We start from the raw sequence: 15,061 nt of genomic DNA, 5'->3' as shown, positions 1-15,061 counted from the left end.
TTATTCTATTATAAAAAAGTTAGAAAAAGAAATGAACCCAAAATAAAAAGGCTGTCGAGACTTTCTCGACAGCCTGAGGAATCCCATGGGATTCCTCTTTTTTATTTTATTTATCCAAATTCAATACAGTCAGTTTCTCTCTTGTCATGGAAAGGATGCTGTTTGCGATACCTTGCGTTCCCATACCAGATCCTTTTACACCAAGGAATGGGAAGTGGTCTGGACCACGCTCTGTGCGTCCGTTGATTTGGACAGCACCAGTTTCCAATTCATTTGCAATATAGAAGGCTTTATCTACATCACGTGTGAAGATGCTCGCCTGCAAGCCATATTCGGATTTATTGGCGATTTCGATTGCTTCCTCATCAGAACCAACGCGGATGACAGGAAGTACCGGACCGAATGGTTCTACCCATGCAACATCCATATCTTCGGTTACATGATCAAGTAATGTTGGATGAATCAGATTGCCTTCGCGTTTGTTACCTGCAAGAAGTGTCGCGCCTTTTTCCAATGCATCATCGATTAGCGCTTGCACGCCATCCGCTGATTTACTATCGATCAATGGAACAACTGTATTGCCGTCTTCTGGAGAACCAACAGCCAACTTCTCCACTTCAGTCTGCAATCTCGCAACCAATTCATTTGCCACATTATCATGGACAAGTACACGTTTGATTGCTGTACAACGCTGACCGGAATAGGAATACGCTCCACTGATGATATTCTTCACAGCTTTATCAAGATCCGCATCTTCGCGGACGATACCAGGATCTTTACCGCCAAGCTCAAGAACGACAGGTTTCATACCAGCCACTTTTGCCAGATTCTCACCCGTTTTCGTTCCTCCAGTGAAGGAAACCATACTAATATCTTTATGCTCCACAAGGAAGTCACCGATGACAGAACCGCGGCCAGTGACGATATTGACGACACCTGCTGGGAAGCCAGCTCGGTCGAATGCCTCCATCATCTTGATACCGCTCAAAGCGCCTTGCGTTGCAGGCTTGAAGATGACCGTATTACCGGAAATAAGTGCTGGAGCCAGTTTGGATGCCGACAAGTTTACTGGATAGTTGAATGGCGCAATTGCCAGGACGACACCTAATGGTACCCTGTCCACAATACCAACCTTGGAACTGGAACCACCCGGGAAACGATCGCCTCTCATGCTTTCGCCATTGGTGTGCAATGCTTCCTGCGCAGTATAACGGATATAATCATACGTCCGCTGCACTTCGCTTTTGGCATCTTTCAGGCTCTTTCCGACTTCAAGCATCATTGTTTGTGCAAGTTCATCCTGCATTGCAAGCAGCTCATCAGCCCATTTATAAAGCAAATCTGCCTTTTCCTGCAAGGAAACCTTCGCCCATGCTTTTTGTGCTTGCTTCGCAGATTGGATTGCCGCTGCTGCCTCTTCTTGGGACAATGCCTGTACAGTTCCAACGACGCCCTCTTTGTACGGAGACATGATTTCCACTACGTTTCCGGTAGTGCTTTCTTTCCATTCGCCATTCACATAATAACGTTGTGCTGTTAATGTTGACTCCATTCCTTTTTCCTCCTCGTGTTACAGTTAGTTTATTTAATTAAAAAACTTAAAAAAGTTTCTGACACTCATTCTACTACTAACATTTTTATAATGGAATCATTTTGCTCAAAAAAATTAATTTAATTTTTTCCGTAATATCAAGGTTTCTAAGTATATAACATATAAAATTAGTATGTCATTATTATTGTTAAATCTGTTATCCATAACAGATTGGAATCCAATGAATAGGAGTATAAATGCATCATTTTTTAACTAAAAAAAGAGGAGCATCATTCGCTCCCCTCCACTTCCTGGCATAGGTCATCTACATATTCACCTAGGATTTCCGCAGCATATTCGCCAGAAAAATGTCCTGGATCTAAAAATCGGTGGATAGCCAATCCATCAACCAGCGCATATAATTTTTCCGTCTCCTTGTTTAAATCCTTCCCACTTTTCAATATATCACTATCCGAAAGCAGTACCAATAAGCGCTGTACTACTTCCCTGATTCCGTCCGTCTGCTGAAAATTTTCCCCATGCTTATATTTGAAATGCAAGGTGAATACAAACCATACTTGCATCTCCGCCATTGTCTCCGAATCTATCGGGAGAAGCTCCAACAGCACCTCTTTGGCAAGCTGTTTTGGCGGCAGCGGCTGCTTGATGACCTGCATGATCCGATCTTTACAACGGGTTTTGACAAGTTCCATCGCATACTCCAGCAGTTCATCCTGCGTTGTGAAATAATGACGCAGCGAACCTAATGACAAACCGGCCTCCTTGGCAATATTCCGGACGGATGCTGCCTCTATCCCCCCATCCATGATGACCTTCCAAGTTGCTTTGGCTATATCTTGTTTCCTTGCTTCATGATCTATTTTTTTTGGCATAGCATTAATGTAGCAGAGGGCGCATGCAAAATCAATTTTTTAATACAGTTGTATCACCATAAAACTTGTGTTAGCATAATAATACAACTGTACTAAAAAAGGAGCTGAAAAATGAACGCCATCATTATATTGATCATCTTGTGCGAAATTGGTTTCTGGATTTTTATTGCAGCTGGGTTAATTGCCCGTTATGTGTTTAAGCTTCCCAAAGTTGGTTTGATCTTGCTCTCGGCAACCCCATTGATCGATCTGGTTTTACTTGCAGCTACAAGCTTTGATTTGGCACGTGGAGCGACAGCAACAATCGCACATGCAATTGCTGCCGTGTACATCGGTGTAAGCCTAGCCTATGGGAAATCGATGATACGCTGGGCTGATCAGCGGTTTGCTTATTACATCATAAAGCAAGGTGAAAAGCCCAAGAAGCTCTACGGTAAAGAGCATGCCTTGAAGGAAGTAAAAGGATGGCTGCAGCATTTGCTTGCATATATCATCGGTGCCGGGCTATTATTTGCTGTCATCTTTTGGATCGATGATGCAGAAAGGACAGCAGCACTCACCAGTGTTCTGCGGATCTGGTCAATCGTCCTCGGAATCGATTTTCTCATCAGCTTCAGCTATATCCTGTTTCCTAAAAAAGAGAAGCATGCAGGCTCCTAGAGCTACATGCTTCTCTTTTTAGAAATCTTCCTTTTTCGATTTTTCATTAGCTAAATTCATAATGAAATAACAGATGACAAGCAAGAGGATTGCCCCGCAATAATATAATGTATGGAGCGCGCTCTCATGATAGACGACGATAAGGCGAATCAATGCCGTTATCCCGATATACAGGAAGTAGCGGATCGGAAAATGATAATCTTCCTGAAAGTACTTCACTATCATGGCGATGAATTCGAAATACAGGAAAAACACCAAAATATTATTCAAAAATTCCAGTCTGGAAGTGTTCCCTTCATTGAATAAGGAATTGTTTATAATATCGATCAATTCCTTCGCTAACAAGATAGTAATGGCGATAGCCAAAAGAATCAGGCCGATATTCAATACATATTGCAAGACTTTCGCAATTGTTGCCTTCGTATGCTTCTTCTTCGTATGAATTTGGGTCCGCATCGTATCACCTCAAATATTACTATTCCCTACCTTTTCACCAAATACGCGGAACTGATTTCGGCAGTTCGTGTCACTCCGGATAATGCATACGTCAATTCAAGCTCTGTTCGCAGATCACCAATCACACGGCTTACCCCAGCTTGTCCATCAGCTGCGAGTCCGTACACATAAGGCCGGCCGATCAGGACACTGTCAGCTCCCAAAGCAATCGCCTTGAATACATCTGCACCACTCCGTACACCGCCATCCATCAGTATGGGCACTGCTCCATCTACTTCTTGCACAATAGCCGGCAGTGCACGCACTGAAGCAATGGCACCATCAAGCTGCCGGCCGCCGTGATTGGAGACGATAATTGCGTCCAATCCCAACTCGACTGCCTGTCTTGCATCGGCTGGGTGCAGGATACCTTTTACAACAATCGGCAACGTTGTCTGGTTCCGCAAGAATCGCAAATCATCCCATGACAGATCCGGGTGATGGATATTATCCAAAATCGCTTCCCTTATATGCTCTTCTGTAAGCTGTGGCACCATGTCTTGAAAAACAGGATCATGTATATAATTTGCCGCTCCTTGTAAAAGTTTGAGAGGAGAATATCCATTTCGATAATCTCGCTTCCTCCAGCCCAGCAGTCCAGTATCGACTGTGACAACAATAGCCTGATAACCAGCCTCCTCAGCCCTTCTTGCCATGCTGGCAGTTAATTCACGATTCTTTGACCAATACAGCTGGAACCATTTCACCGCTTTTGGCGCTGCCGCTGCAATCTCTTCTAACGAAGCTGATGTAACCGTGCTTGCAACAAATGGAATACCTGCAGCTGCAGCAGCTTTCACACTGCCAATTTCCTTCTCGGAATGAAAGATCCCTTGGAACCCGACTGGAGCAAGCATCACCGGCAGGCTTTGTTCTTGGCCGAACAGCTGGATGGAAGGATCCACATTCGAAACATCGCGCAGAACCCGCGGCAGAATGTCGTAGTCGCTGAATGCCTCTCGATTCTGTCCTAACGTTACCTCATCACCTGCTCCGCTTTGCAAAAAACCAAACGGACCAGCCGGGAGAATTTCCCGCGCCCGTTCTTCCCATTCCGCTGCAAATAACGGGTAATCACCTGTTGACTCCCCGATTCTCGTAAACACATTTCCCACTTTCCATACCCCCAATCATTTCTTTGTAATTATAATAGAATAATTCGAACACGTTAGGAATTCCATACTTTTCGTGTTAAGATTATCTTTGAAAAACACGCAGACGGAGGCGGCAACCATGGCTACTTATCAAGATCTTTCGAATGAAGCGTTACAACAGAAATACAATACGCTGCAGGATGCATACGAGGCGATCGCCAGTCAGCAGCTGCAGCTCGATATGTCGCGCGGGAAACCTTGCACCGAGCAGCTTGATCTTTCCCAGCCGATGCTCGATATCCTTACGTCAAGCAGCACAGTCAAAACAGAAAACGGAACAGATGCCCGGAACTATGGTGTATTGGACGGCATTCCGGAAGCAAAAGCACTTTTTGCCTCCATTTTGGAAGTTGAACCGGCACAAGTGATCGTAGGCGGAAACAGCAGTCTGACAATGATGCATGATTCCATCGTTCAATTTTTGCTGCATGGTGTTTCCGAGGAAGCTACACCATGGATAAAGCAAGGCAATGTGAAATTCCTTTGCCCCAGCCCTGGTTATGATCGCCATTTCACCATTTGTGAAGCATTGGGTATTGAAATGATTCCTGTAGCGATGACACCAGAAGGTCCGGATATGGATGAAGTGGAGAAGCTGGCAGCTGCCGACCCACAAATCAAAGGGATCTGGTGTGTACCTAAATACAGCAATCCGGATGGTTTTACATATACCGATGCAGTCGTCGATCGACTTGCGGGCATGCAGACCGCCGCGAATGATTTCCGGATATTCTGGGATAATGCGTATATCGTCCATCATCTCTCAGACGAACCAGATGAATTGAAAAATATCATGACTGCAGCAGCTGATGCAGGACAGCCGGACCGTGTCATGGAATTCACTTCTACATCTAAGGTAACTTTCCCAGGCTCTGGTGTCGCGGCACTCGCTTCCAGCGAGAAAAATATTGCATTTTATAAAAAGAATTTATCGGTCCAATCAATTGGTCCGGATAAACTGAATCAAATACGCCATGTTGCATTTTTGAAGGATAAGGACACACTTTCTGCTCATATGAAAAAACATGCAGCAATCATCGCACCTAAATTCCATACTGTCTTATCCATCCTGGAGGAGAAATTGGGCGGCAAAGGGATTGCCGATTGGACGAATCCGAATGGTGGCTACTTCATCAGCTTGAACACGATGGACGGTTGCGCCAAAGATGTGGTTGAGCTTGCCAAGAAAGCCGGTGTGACATTGACTGGTGCGGGTGCAACCTATCCGTACGGCAAGGATCCATCCGACCGGAACATCCGCATCGCACCAACACTGCCGCCGATGGAAGAGCTGAAAAAAGCTATCGAAGTGCTATGCTTATGCGTAGAAATGGTCAGCATCAATCGTCTGTTGCAAAAATAAAATCAGGCCGCCATAGAGGCGGCCTCTTTCAATTTGGATAAAGATAATAATCTTGTTGACTTTCCTTCATAAATCCAATGGAAGTATACAAAGACAATGCTTTTTCATTTTCGGCCTGAACTTCCAGAAACACACGTTGACCCTTGGCTGTTTCCATCCGCACCGCTTCCTGCAGCGCCTTCCTCCCATACCCTTTCCCTTGGAATTCCGGCAGCACAGCAAATCCGTATATCTCACTTCTTTTGCCATTTTGATGAATACGGATCTTTCCGACTGCCTTACTTTCAGCCTCGATCATATAAAACTCCTTCTGAAAACCATCCTTCCCCAGGCGGTCATTGTATGCTTGCGCTTCTTCCGCATCGAAGTTGAAACAAAGGATATCCAATTGTATCTTCATTTCGATATCCTCCAAAGAAGAAGGGCGCAAACGAACTGACGCATCGGAACCTGGGAGTGCTTCACCTTCCCATCTCATCATGTATTCCGATTCTTTAAAAGTGCAATTCACTGTTTCTAACCATGCTTTGCCTGATATACTATCTGCCGGCACATTCAGTAATATGCGCCGAGCTTTTTCCATGGCAGGGATGCTTTCTTGGTAGAGCTCACTGAATATGCCTTTCCTCCGGTAATCCGGATGTACCATGCCGCAAACCTCGACTTTGCTGCCGAAGCTGTATAGGCCCAGAAAACCAACAAGCTGGCCAGCTTCATATGACATAAAATCTGTCTGCTCGGATTCACTCCTGTTCTCAAGCATATCCCAATTCAGTTTCAGCTCTATCCTGTCGTGCTGCTCCACCGTTTGCTGAAGCGCTTTTATTTCCTTTAGTTGATTCACTGTAAGCAATCTTGATACCCCCCATGTCAGTTTCTTCACCTATCATACCTTAATTTTCCACATAAAAAAATCCCGCCGCGTCAACGGCAGGATTCTGATTAATTTGCTTGATGGTCGACTTTCACTCGTCTGATGAAGAAGCTGATTACAACACCGACAATCGCAGCAATGATACCAAAGATAAAGGAACTTTGGACACCTTCTGTGAAGGCTTGAATAGCTGTATTTGGATCTTGCGGATTAGCAGCACTCTCCATATATCTTTCACTTCCAGCTGTCATGATGGAAATCGCAACAGCAGTACCGATTGCACCAGCAACCTGCTGCAATGTGTTCATGATAGCTGTTCCATCTGGGTACAGACTAGGAGGCAGCTGGTTCAGACCATTTGTCTGAGCTGGCATCATGATCATGGAAATACCGATCATCAGCGCGATATGCAAACCAATGATGAAAGCAGTGGACGTTTCCAATGAAATGGTAGAGAAGCCGAACATAACCAATGTGACGATGATCAGACCAGGCGTTACAAGGAATCTCGGTCCGAATTTATCGAACAGGCCACCCATTACAGGAGATAGCAAGCCATTGATAACACCGCCAGGAAGCATTGTCAGACCGGCAACCAGCGGTGTGAGTGCTAGTGATGTCTGCAAATACAATGGCAGCAAGATCATGGAAGAAAGCATGACCATCATACTCACAAGTATCAGCAGCAAGCCCAATACGAACATTGGATATCTGAATGCATTCAAATTCATCATTGGCTGCTCCATCTTAATTTGACGGACAGAGAATAGAATCAGACTCAAGACACCAACCGCAATCGTGACAATAACGATTGGATCGCCCCATCCGCCACCTTCACCAGCATGACTGAAGCCGTAAACCACTCCTCCAAAACCGATAGTCGATAGAACGATGGACAAGATATCGATTTTCGGCTTCGTCAATTGCGTAACGTTCTGCATGAAAAATGCACCGAAAACAAGTGCAATTACAAGCAATGGAAGGGAGAACCAGAAGATCCAGTGCCAAGTCAATTTATCGATGATCAAACCAGAAACCGTCGGACCTACGGCAGGTGCGAACATGATGACCAATCCAATCAATCCCATTGCTTTACCGCGTCGATGCGGAGGGATGATGTTCAGGATCGTATTGAACATAAGCGGAAGCAGCAAAGCTGTCCCGACTGCCTGCACGATACGCGCGATTAGCAATACGGTGAATGAAGGCGCAATGGCAGCGATCAAAGTACCAATGATCGAGAATACCAAAGAAGTCAGGAATAGCTGACGCGTCGTGAACCACTGCATGATTAAACCGGAAACCGGTACGAGCACACCTAATGTCAATAGATACCCAGTAGTCAGCCATTGAGCTGAGGAAGCGGATATTCCGAATCCATTAATGATATTCTGCAGCGCGATATTCAGCGCTGTCTCACTGAAAAGTCCAACAAAACCAGCAATCAAAAATGAAATAATGATTGGCATAGCCTTGATATTGCTTGTATCTACAGCTGCTGCAGCTGTATTTTTACTATCCATTTGCAAAGCTTTCTCCCCCAATGCGGAATTATTTATTAAGTAATGATGGAAGTTGTTTCGCGACACTATACAGCGGACTTCCCGATGCACTTGTCAGAGCAAGGATGACCGCTCCTTCCACCATGGCATTTATCGTAACCGCCAATTCTTTCGCCATTTCTTTATCGTAACTGAAGGCGATCAATCGATCTGTATATAATGCCTGCCAATCTGCATAGGCATGCTGGCAGCTGTTTCGCAATGCTTCGTGCGTTGCTGCAGTTTCAGATGCAATCAGTCCGATTTGGACACCTTCCATTTGATGTTTTTTTTCAAATTCGGAAGCAATCTTGTGAATATGGTACTGAAAAGCCTCTACTGCTGTATCCTTCGCTGCCAGATCCCTCGCGGCTCCTTCCAAGACATGTTCCTTCATGAGCCTGATGGCTTCGACTGCGATCTCTTCCTTTCCATTTGGAAAGTGATAGTACAACGACCCTTTTGGGGCACCGCTTTCCTCGATAATTTGATTCAAACCTGTTCCGTGATAGCCCTGCCGCTGAAACAATTCCGAAGCAGCGCATAATATAAGTTCTTTTGTGCTTTCCTTCTTTTTCACTGCACCATACAACCTTACACCCCTTAAATTATAGCAATCGGTCTAGATAATAATATTTTTTTTCGTTCAGCCTGTCAAGAATATAATCTGTATAATATTTTATAAAGTTACTGTAAATCTCAAAACACCAGAACAAAGGTAATGTTATAGTACAAATGAATTTCTTACAGCACATTTCATCTCATACCAACGATTAATATATGGAAAGGTGTATGGAATATGACGAATAACCAAAAGAAATTATCTGCCCTTATTGAAATTTTTCTTATATCTCTTCGCTTGGGTTGTACATCCTTCGGTGGCCCCATTGCCCATCTCGGTTACTTCCGGGAGACGTATGTACGAAATAAACGTTGGCTTGGAGAACAAGCATATGCCAATCTTGTTGCATTAAGTCAGTTCCTGCCCGGGCCGGCCAGCAGTCAAGTTGGAATCGGGATCGGAATCATAAGAGGTGGCATACTCGGAGGAATCATCTCATTCATAGGATTCACCCTGCCTTCTGTCATCATACTCATTTTGTTTGCCTTATTCCTTGTTCATATAGATTTGGCGGATGCTGGGTGGATTCAGGGGTTGAAGCTCGTAGCAGTTGCCGTTGTCGCTCATGCCATACTCGGAATGAGCCAGAAACTCACAGCAAGTCCCATCGCAAAGGGTATTGCATTAGGGGCTCTTGTCCTTACACTTTTATGGTCCCATCAATTGGCACAGCTGCTGGCTATATTACTTGCAGCTGTTGCAGGTTATTTTCTGCTGCACCCTGATCAGGGCGATAAAAAATCTGCCGAGCTAAGCCTCTCCATCGATAAAAAGATCGGTGCAATCTGCCTAAGTTTATTTTTCATTTTATTAGCCGGATTGCCCTTACTGCGTTTGATAGCAGACGTTCCTTTTCTTGCTATGGCCGATAGTTTCTACCGTTCTGGTTCACTCGTCTTCGGGGGCGGTCATGTTGTCCTTCCACTCCTTGAACGGGAATTCGTCTCTACAGGATTGATCAGTCAGCAAGACTTCCTTGCCGGCTACGGCGCTGCCCAGGCAGTACCCGGGCCATTATTTACATTTGCTGCTTATCTCGGAACTGTACTGTATGGCTGGCAGGGAGGTTTGCTTGCTACACTGGCCATTTTCCTTCCAGCCTTTTTGCTCATAATCGGGACTCTGCCATTTTGGGCGAGCCTGCAGAAAAACAGCGGTTTCCGCAAAGCTTTCGCTGGAATCAATGCTGCAGTTGTAGGAATCTTGATCAGTGCTTTTTTTATCCCTATCTGGTCCACGACTATACACACAGCCGCTGACATTGCACTTGCTGCTGTTTACTATAGCCTGCTGGCCTTCTGGAAAGTGCCAGCTTGGGTCATTGTAATAATCGGCGCTATCAGCGGCTTGGTGTTATAGTAGTTTCCATGTGCCAACAAAGGGTATGAGGAGGACGCATACCCTCTGTTGATTATTCCCAGAATGTATCAAGCTTTTGTTTTTACATTCGCTTTCAAACTGCACATCCCTAGCAATATCGCTAACAGCAGCATGATCAAACAACCGATTTGTACTGCAGCTGCCACACTCGTCAACTGGTTGATACCAGCAAGGACTGCCGTCATCCCGATAATTAAAATGGCTTCAATTGATTGATACATACTCAGCATACGACCCATCTGCTCGACCGGAATCCGCTCTTGCATATAGGTCACATATCCAGCATTGGCAAAAGCCAGCGCGCCGGATAGAATGAATACACCTGCACTTGCCGGTATAAAGCTTTGCGAAAAAGCGAACAGTACATATCCCATGGCTCCTGCTGCTGCACCATATGTGAGTAATTGAACCGACCTGAAATAACGGGTTACTGCAGTAAGCAGTACGGAACCAGAGATAAAGCCGATTCCAGCAATACTTACAAGTAATCCATATGAAGCTTCTGAAAGTCCAATCGCTTCTGCACTAAAAGCCACTTCCATGGAATCGACAGCCGCGGTCATGACGGTAAAGCAGCTGAACAAAAGAAGCAGAAATGTCAGCATGACAAAGCTTTTACTATAATCGAAAACCAGACGCCAATCCTCTTTCCAGATCTGCAGCCATTTGCTTTCCGTTTTCTCCTCCAAGGCAGCTTTTACAGATGGCAAAGCAAAGCAAATGACTGCCGCCATCAGCAAAAGTAATATATTTACGGTTAACGCAGCCTCAACAGACCCAGCACCAACCAAGATCCCCGCTGCTGCCGGCCCTATCACAAAGCCGCTGCCATCCGCAATAGCGCGATATGAATTGAATTTCTGCCAGTGCCGTTCTTCGATCAATCCAGTTATATAGGGCAAACTCGCTGGTTCAAAAATGGATCCAGCTGCTGCAACGAAAAATACCAGCACATAAATTTGCCATAGGGAATCGGCCATGATCATCCCGGTTATTCCGACAGTCCTTATTAAGTGCAACGTAATCATCAGCTTTCGATTATCCAACCGATCAATAATACTTCCAGCCCAGCTGTTCATCAGCAATCCTGCTGCCGGTTTGATCATATAGAGGATGGCGACAGCTGCTGCTGTCTGCTCTGCCTGCTCATATACTTTCAAATTCAAAGCAATCAAATACAGCCAATCCCCACAGGAAGCACAGGTAATCGCTATCAGCATTCCAATAGCACGGAAACGGTATTTCCCCATCTTCATTCCTCCTCATTTTCTGAAGTGAAGCAAATAAAAAAATCCCACCCCCAAGATTGTCATCTTAGGGGCGAGATTCCGTCGCGGTGCCACCCTAGTTTCCCTGACAAGTCACCCTGCCAGACTCAAAAAGTACACGCTGAATGCGTAGACCTTTGTGCAATAACGAGCACTCCCGGCCTGCCATCATCTATCCGGCAAGCAGCTCCACGGTTTGTTCCAGCTGGGCTCCTCCACCCTTTTCAGCATTGCAGGGATTCTCTGTAGAAGGAACTGACACACTATACTACTCCGTTTCATCACTTGTAAATTTTTTCTATATTAACACTCGAATGTCTATTGTGCAATACATAGCTTTTTTTTATACCCTTTTATTAAGCGACCCTAGTCTCCATGTAGCAAATAATGGTACACTTGGTCTCTGGCATAATGCTTTTCATCCGAGGTGAAACAATGTTTAAAATAGTCATTTTGATAATTTTTCTTCTTTTTATGTATTTCATTCTGAGGGGAGAAAAAAAAGGTGTAAGATATTCCACCCTCACCTACTTCACATTGCTTTCCATCATTTTCATAACCGGAATCATATACATTTCCAACAAATATCGGATATATGACGGCCCTGTATTGGAGGGTGGTTTCAACAGTCTTTATCATTGGGTCAGTGTATTTTCCTATTTATACATCATTCCAACAATCTTACTTATTGCATATACATTATTCAAACTGATTCCCAAGCTGTCTGAACTGACTTGGATAAGAGTCACCATGTACATTTTTTGGTTCGCTTTGCTGGCAGGATTGAGTTATGTATCCTTCTTTATCTTCATACTTATTTTCTATGGTTTTGCACCTTAATCGATCTGGCATTATAAAAAAAGACACTTCCCGAGGAAGTGTCTTTTTTATTTTAGTAAGCTAAGCTGAATAGGCCTTTAACGTGAGTCAAGTAACGGATGTTACTTGCTTCTTTCATCATTGTTGCCGGAAGGCCTTTCAATGGTGTTTGGTTAGCACCGACAAATGCTACAGCATCCTTGCGGCCAAGGCTTGCAAGTGTCCCGGAGTTGATCGGGCTGAAGCTTTCCATTGTTTTGCCTTCAAGATAAGCGAATAGGTTATAGCCCACTAGCTCACCCATTTGCCAAGCGATCTGTGCTGTTGGCGGCCATGGGCGACCGTCTTCACCGAAGTAAACTGCACTGTCACCGACAACAAAGACATCTTGATGGCTCTTGGACTGCAAGTATTCGTTCACAGTCGCACGGCCGCGGTCTGTTTCCAAACCGGATTCCGCCACCATCGGAAGGGCTTGAACGCCACCAGTCCAAACGAATGTGTTCGTTTCGATTTTCTGACCATCTTTCAATTCCACGACATTGCCTTCCACATTCGTTACTGGCAAGCCAAGCAGGAATTCCACGCCGCGTTTTTCCAAGCTGGATTGTGCACGATCGATAAGGTGCTGCGGAAGCATCGGAAGGATCTTCGGACCAGCTTCGACCAGCTGCAGCTTGATTTCTTTCGGATCTACGCCAAGAGGCAAGCAATAAGAAGCAAGCTTGTCCGCGATTTCGCCAACCAGCTCAACACCAGTCAAACCGCCGCCACCGATAAGGATCGTTGCATCTGCAGGGTTTTTGGAAGCTGCATATGCTTTGATTTTATCTTGGATTTGGTTGAATACTTTATTTGCATCGTCAACGGATTTAAGAACAAGGCTGTTCTCTTCCAATCCAGGGATGCCGAAGTAGGCAGTCTTGCTGCCAAGACCTACAACCAACGCATCATAAGAAAGTGTGCTGCCGCCTTCAAGGACAACTTCTTTCTTGTCGACATTGAAGCTTTCCACTGTTGCAACTTTGAAGTCTACATCCAAACCTTTCAGAAGCTTCGTTACAGGCATTGCCACTGCTTGCTCGGAAATGCTGCCCGCTGCAAGACGGTGAAGCTCAGTGATGATTTGATGTGTCGGTGTTTTATTGATAAGTGTTACATTCGCTTGTGCTTTGCTGTAATACTTACGTACGGTTTGAGCGGCTAAGACTCCGCCGTAACCGGCGCCTAAAATAACGATATTCTTTGCCATACTTAATCCTCCGTCCTTACCTTTATGCTCTTATTTTTGTTTTTGTCTTTCTTTTTCGTTCGCTACTTCCAAATAGCTTTGAACAAAACGGAACATCTTCTGTGCTTGTGGATCTTTCATCAGACGAAGCAATCCAAATAGGCCGATCGTTTCGTTGCTTGCTTCCGCGCGATCCTTCGCTTCGATTGCAGTTTGGGCAACTGATTTCACGGAGTCCGTCACTGGGTGAAGCACTTCTGAAATTGCATTAACTGTATCGGATTTCAACACATCATCTGTTGCTACAGCTTGCGCGAAGTCGTAAGAAGCAGTCAAAGCGTTCACAAGTTCATTGATCTTTGGCAGCTGTTCGATCAGGGAAGTCAATGATTCTTGTACTTCAGGTTTTAGCAATTGGTCAACTAGGTCTTGTTGGCTCTGGCTAACACTTTCGTTTGTTTCTGACATAACGTATTCTCCTTTGCTATGGCAATGCATTATATTTATACGTAAACATTATACTTCGTTGTGAATTTGTTCACAACTGTACGTTCACAAATTGCTCAAAATATCCACCTACAACTTTACTCCTACTTAGAGAACTTGTCAAAAGATATTTCACACACGTTAATGTTTTTTTTCATTTCCTATTATATATTCAAAAAAACGACATAATAAAAGCCTTTTCACTCTTCTGCTTTCGTAGCTTTCCCTTTTTCGAAAAAAGTATTAATATCTTTATGCTTTTCCCGGGCTCATCTTCTCATAGTGGCCGCGAATGACACTGTACACCCAAACAGAGTGAATCCACTAGAGACCATTCCAAGAAGCCATCATCCGAATGCCTGTTGCGAAACTTCAGCGCGCGCACCATCCATTCCATTTGCCTTGTCTGGAACTGACTAGATCGGTGTCGGGATGAAAAATGAACCAACCACACCAAAAACAATACCTCTGCTGATAAGATCAATACGGCCAGCCCGTTCATTTCCGCTGTTTTGAAACGATGCATGAAACGGAAACGCCACAAAAATTCATGAATCCCAATCCAATGATAAGCAGCCCATTGTCCTTTGCCGGCAAGGACTTCTCACTTCTGCTGCTCCCGTGATTCGTAGCAGAAAAACGATGCGCATTGAATGCATATATGATGTTGCCGACAACGCAGCCCATCCGGATAAAGCCCCTTTTTACTTTCATGATTTGATTCTCGTTTGTCGGTCATAACCA

The 15,061-nt window shown here is 44.7% G+C and carries 14 protein-coding genes; 3 read left to right on the top strand and 11 right to left on the bottom strand.

Features of this window, described 5'->3' with window-relative positions:
* Positions 1 to 106: 106 nt before the first annotated feature.
* Both AB1K91_RS16305 and AB1K91_RS16300 read right to left on the bottom strand, forming a co-directional pair.
* The gene (locus AB1K91_RS16305) at positions 107 to 1,552 is read right to left on the bottom strand and encodes an NADP-dependent glyceraldehyde-3-phosphate dehydrogenase (protein ID WP_413091360.1); all 1,446 of its coding nucleotides are present in this window, start codon (positions 1,550 to 1,552) and stop codon (positions 107 to 109) included.
* A 269-nt stretch (positions 1,553 to 1,821) separates the two neighbouring features.
* Positions 1,822 to 2,424: a TetR/AcrR family transcriptional regulator gene (locus tag AB1K91_RS16300; RefSeq protein ID WP_413091358.1), complete on the bottom strand. Its 603-nt coding sequence runs from the start codon at positions 2,422 to 2,424 to the stop codon at positions 1,822 to 1,824.
* Positions 2,425 to 2,535: 111 nt separating this feature from the next.
* Between AB1K91_RS16300 and AB1K91_RS16295 the strand changes: the two genes are divergently transcribed.
* Complete coding sequence (locus AB1K91_RS16295; protein ID WP_413091357.1) at positions 2,536 to 3,084, top strand: hypothetical protein; 549 nt, start codon at positions 2,536 to 2,538, stop codon at positions 3,082 to 3,084.
* A gap of 18 nt (positions 3,085 to 3,102) precedes the next feature.
* Here AB1K91_RS16295 and psiE read toward each other — a convergent pair whose 3' ends face one another.
* Together psiE and AB1K91_RS16285 are read right to left on the bottom strand one after the other, a co-directional pair.
* Positions 3,103 to 3,540, bottom strand: coding sequence for a phosphate-starvation-inducible protein PsiE (gene psiE / locus AB1K91_RS16290; protein WP_413091355.1), 438 nt, complete (start codon positions 3,538 to 3,540; stop codon positions 3,103 to 3,105).
* A gap of 26 nt (positions 3,541 to 3,566) precedes the next feature.
* A complete protein-coding gene (locus AB1K91_RS16285) occupies positions 3,567 to 4,694 on the bottom strand; it encodes an alpha-hydroxy acid oxidase (RefSeq protein ID WP_413091353.1) in 1,128 nt (375 codons plus the stop codon).
* A gap of 118 nt (positions 4,695 to 4,812) precedes the next feature.
* Between AB1K91_RS16285 and AB1K91_RS16280 the strand changes: the two genes are divergently transcribed.
* Positions 4,813 to 6,096, top strand: coding sequence for an aspartate aminotransferase type Ic (locus AB1K91_RS16280; protein WP_413091351.1), 1,284 nt, complete (start codon positions 4,813 to 4,815; stop codon positions 6,094 to 6,096).
* A gap of 28 nt (positions 6,097 to 6,124) precedes the next feature.
* Here the strand turns inward: AB1K91_RS16280 and AB1K91_RS16275 are convergent, their stop codons facing one another.
* From AB1K91_RS16275 to AB1K91_RS16265, 3 genes are all read right to left on the bottom strand, one after another.
* Entirely contained in the window at positions 6,125 to 6,940 is an 816-nt protein-coding gene (locus AB1K91_RS16275) for a GNAT family N-acetyltransferase (RefSeq protein WP_413091364.1), read from the bottom strand.
* A gap of 98 nt (positions 6,941 to 7,038) precedes the next feature.
* Entirely contained in the window at positions 7,039 to 8,493 is a 1,455-nt protein-coding gene (locus AB1K91_RS16270) for a DHA2 family efflux MFS transporter permease subunit (RefSeq protein WP_413091350.1), read from the bottom strand.
* 28 nt (positions 8,494 to 8,521) lie between these two features.
* The gene (locus AB1K91_RS16265; protein ID WP_413091348.1) at positions 8,522 to 9,091 is read right to left on the bottom strand and encodes a TetR/AcrR family transcriptional regulator; all 570 of its coding nucleotides are present in this window, start codon (positions 9,089 to 9,091) and stop codon (positions 8,522 to 8,524) included.
* A 219-nt stretch (positions 9,092 to 9,310) separates the two neighbouring features.
* On the opposite strand from AB1K91_RS16265, the gene chrA reads away from it, so the two are divergent.
* Positions 9,311 to 10,492, top strand: a complete 1,182-nt coding sequence (gene chrA, locus AB1K91_RS16260) for a chromate efflux transporter (RefSeq protein ID WP_413091346.1) — start codon at positions 9,311 to 9,313, stop codon at positions 10,490 to 10,492.
* 68 nt (positions 10,493 to 10,560) lie between these two features.
* Here the strand turns inward: chrA and AB1K91_RS16255 are convergent, their stop codons facing one another.
* The 4 genes from AB1K91_RS16255 to AB1K91_RS16240 form a co-directional block, all read right to left on the bottom strand.
* Positions 10,561 to 11,763: an MFS transporter gene (locus AB1K91_RS16255; protein ID WP_413091344.1), complete on the bottom strand. Its 1,203-nt coding sequence runs from the start codon at positions 11,761 to 11,763 to the stop codon at positions 10,561 to 10,563.
* Positions 11,764 to 12,673: 910 nt separating this feature from the next.
* Complete coding sequence (locus AB1K91_RS16250; protein WP_093727999.1) at positions 12,674 to 13,852, bottom strand: NAD(P)/FAD-dependent oxidoreductase; 1,179 nt, start codon at positions 13,850 to 13,852, stop codon at positions 12,674 to 12,676.
* Positions 13,853 to 13,882: 30 nt separating this feature from the next.
* Positions 13,883 to 14,299, bottom strand: a complete 417-nt coding sequence (locus AB1K91_RS16245; protein ID WP_093727998.1) for a DUF1641 domain-containing protein — start codon at positions 14,297 to 14,299, stop codon at positions 13,883 to 13,885.
* A 516-nt stretch (positions 14,300 to 14,815) separates the two neighbouring features.
* Entirely contained in the window at positions 14,816 to 15,031 is a 216-nt protein-coding gene (locus AB1K91_RS16240; RefSeq protein ID WP_413091341.1) for a hypothetical protein, read from the bottom strand.
* Between the last annotated feature and the right edge of the window lie 30 nt (positions 15,032 to 15,061).

Source organism: Terribacillus jepli (assembly GCF_047228925.1).
GTDB lineage: Bacteria > Bacillota > Bacilli > Bacillales > Amphibacillaceae > Terribacillus.
This window is presented reverse-complemented; position numbering and strand designations above follow the sequence as displayed.

Bases quoted from the DNA above. Each gene is read 5' to 3' on its own strand.
- AB1K91_RS16280 (WP_413091351.1), top strand. From the start codon at position 4,813: ATGGCTACTTATCAAGATCTTTCGAATGAAGCGTTACAACAGAAATAC.
- AB1K91_RS16255 (WP_413091344.1), bottom strand. From the start codon at position 11,763: ATGGGGAAATACCGTTTCCGTGCTATTGGAATGCTGATAGCGATTACC.
- psiE (WP_413091355.1), bottom strand. From the start codon at position 3,540: ATGCGGACCCAAATTCATACGAAGAAGAAGCATACGAAGGCAACAATT.
- AB1K91_RS16295 (WP_413091357.1), top strand. From the start codon at position 2,536: ATGAACGCCATCATTATATTGATCATCTTGTGCGAAATTGGTTTCTGG.
- AB1K91_RS16305 (WP_413091360.1), bottom strand. From the start codon at position 1,552: ATGGAGTCAACATTAACAGCACAACGTTATTATGTGAATGGCGAATGG.
- chrA (WP_413091346.1), top strand. From the start codon at position 9,311: ATGACGAATAACCAAAAGAAATTATCTGCCCTTATTGAAATTTTTCTT.
- AB1K91_RS16270 (WP_413091350.1), bottom strand. From the start codon at position 8,493: ATGGATAGTAAAAATACAGCTGCAGCAGCTGTAGATACAAGCAATATC.
- AB1K91_RS16250 (WP_093727999.1), bottom strand. From the start codon at position 13,852: ATGGCAAAGAATATCGTTATTTTAGGCGCCGGTTACGGCGGAGTCTTA.
- AB1K91_RS16240 (WP_413091341.1), bottom strand. From the start codon at position 15,031: ATGAAAGTAAAAAGGGGCTTTATCCGGATGGGCTGCGTTGTCGGCAAC.
- AB1K91_RS16300 (WP_413091358.1), bottom strand. From the start codon at position 2,424: ATGCCAAAAAAAATAGATCATGAAGCAAGGAAACAAGATATAGCCAAA.
- AB1K91_RS16245 (WP_093727998.1), bottom strand. From the start codon at position 14,299: ATGTCAGAAACAAACGAAAGTGTTAGCCAGAGCCAACAAGACCTAGTT.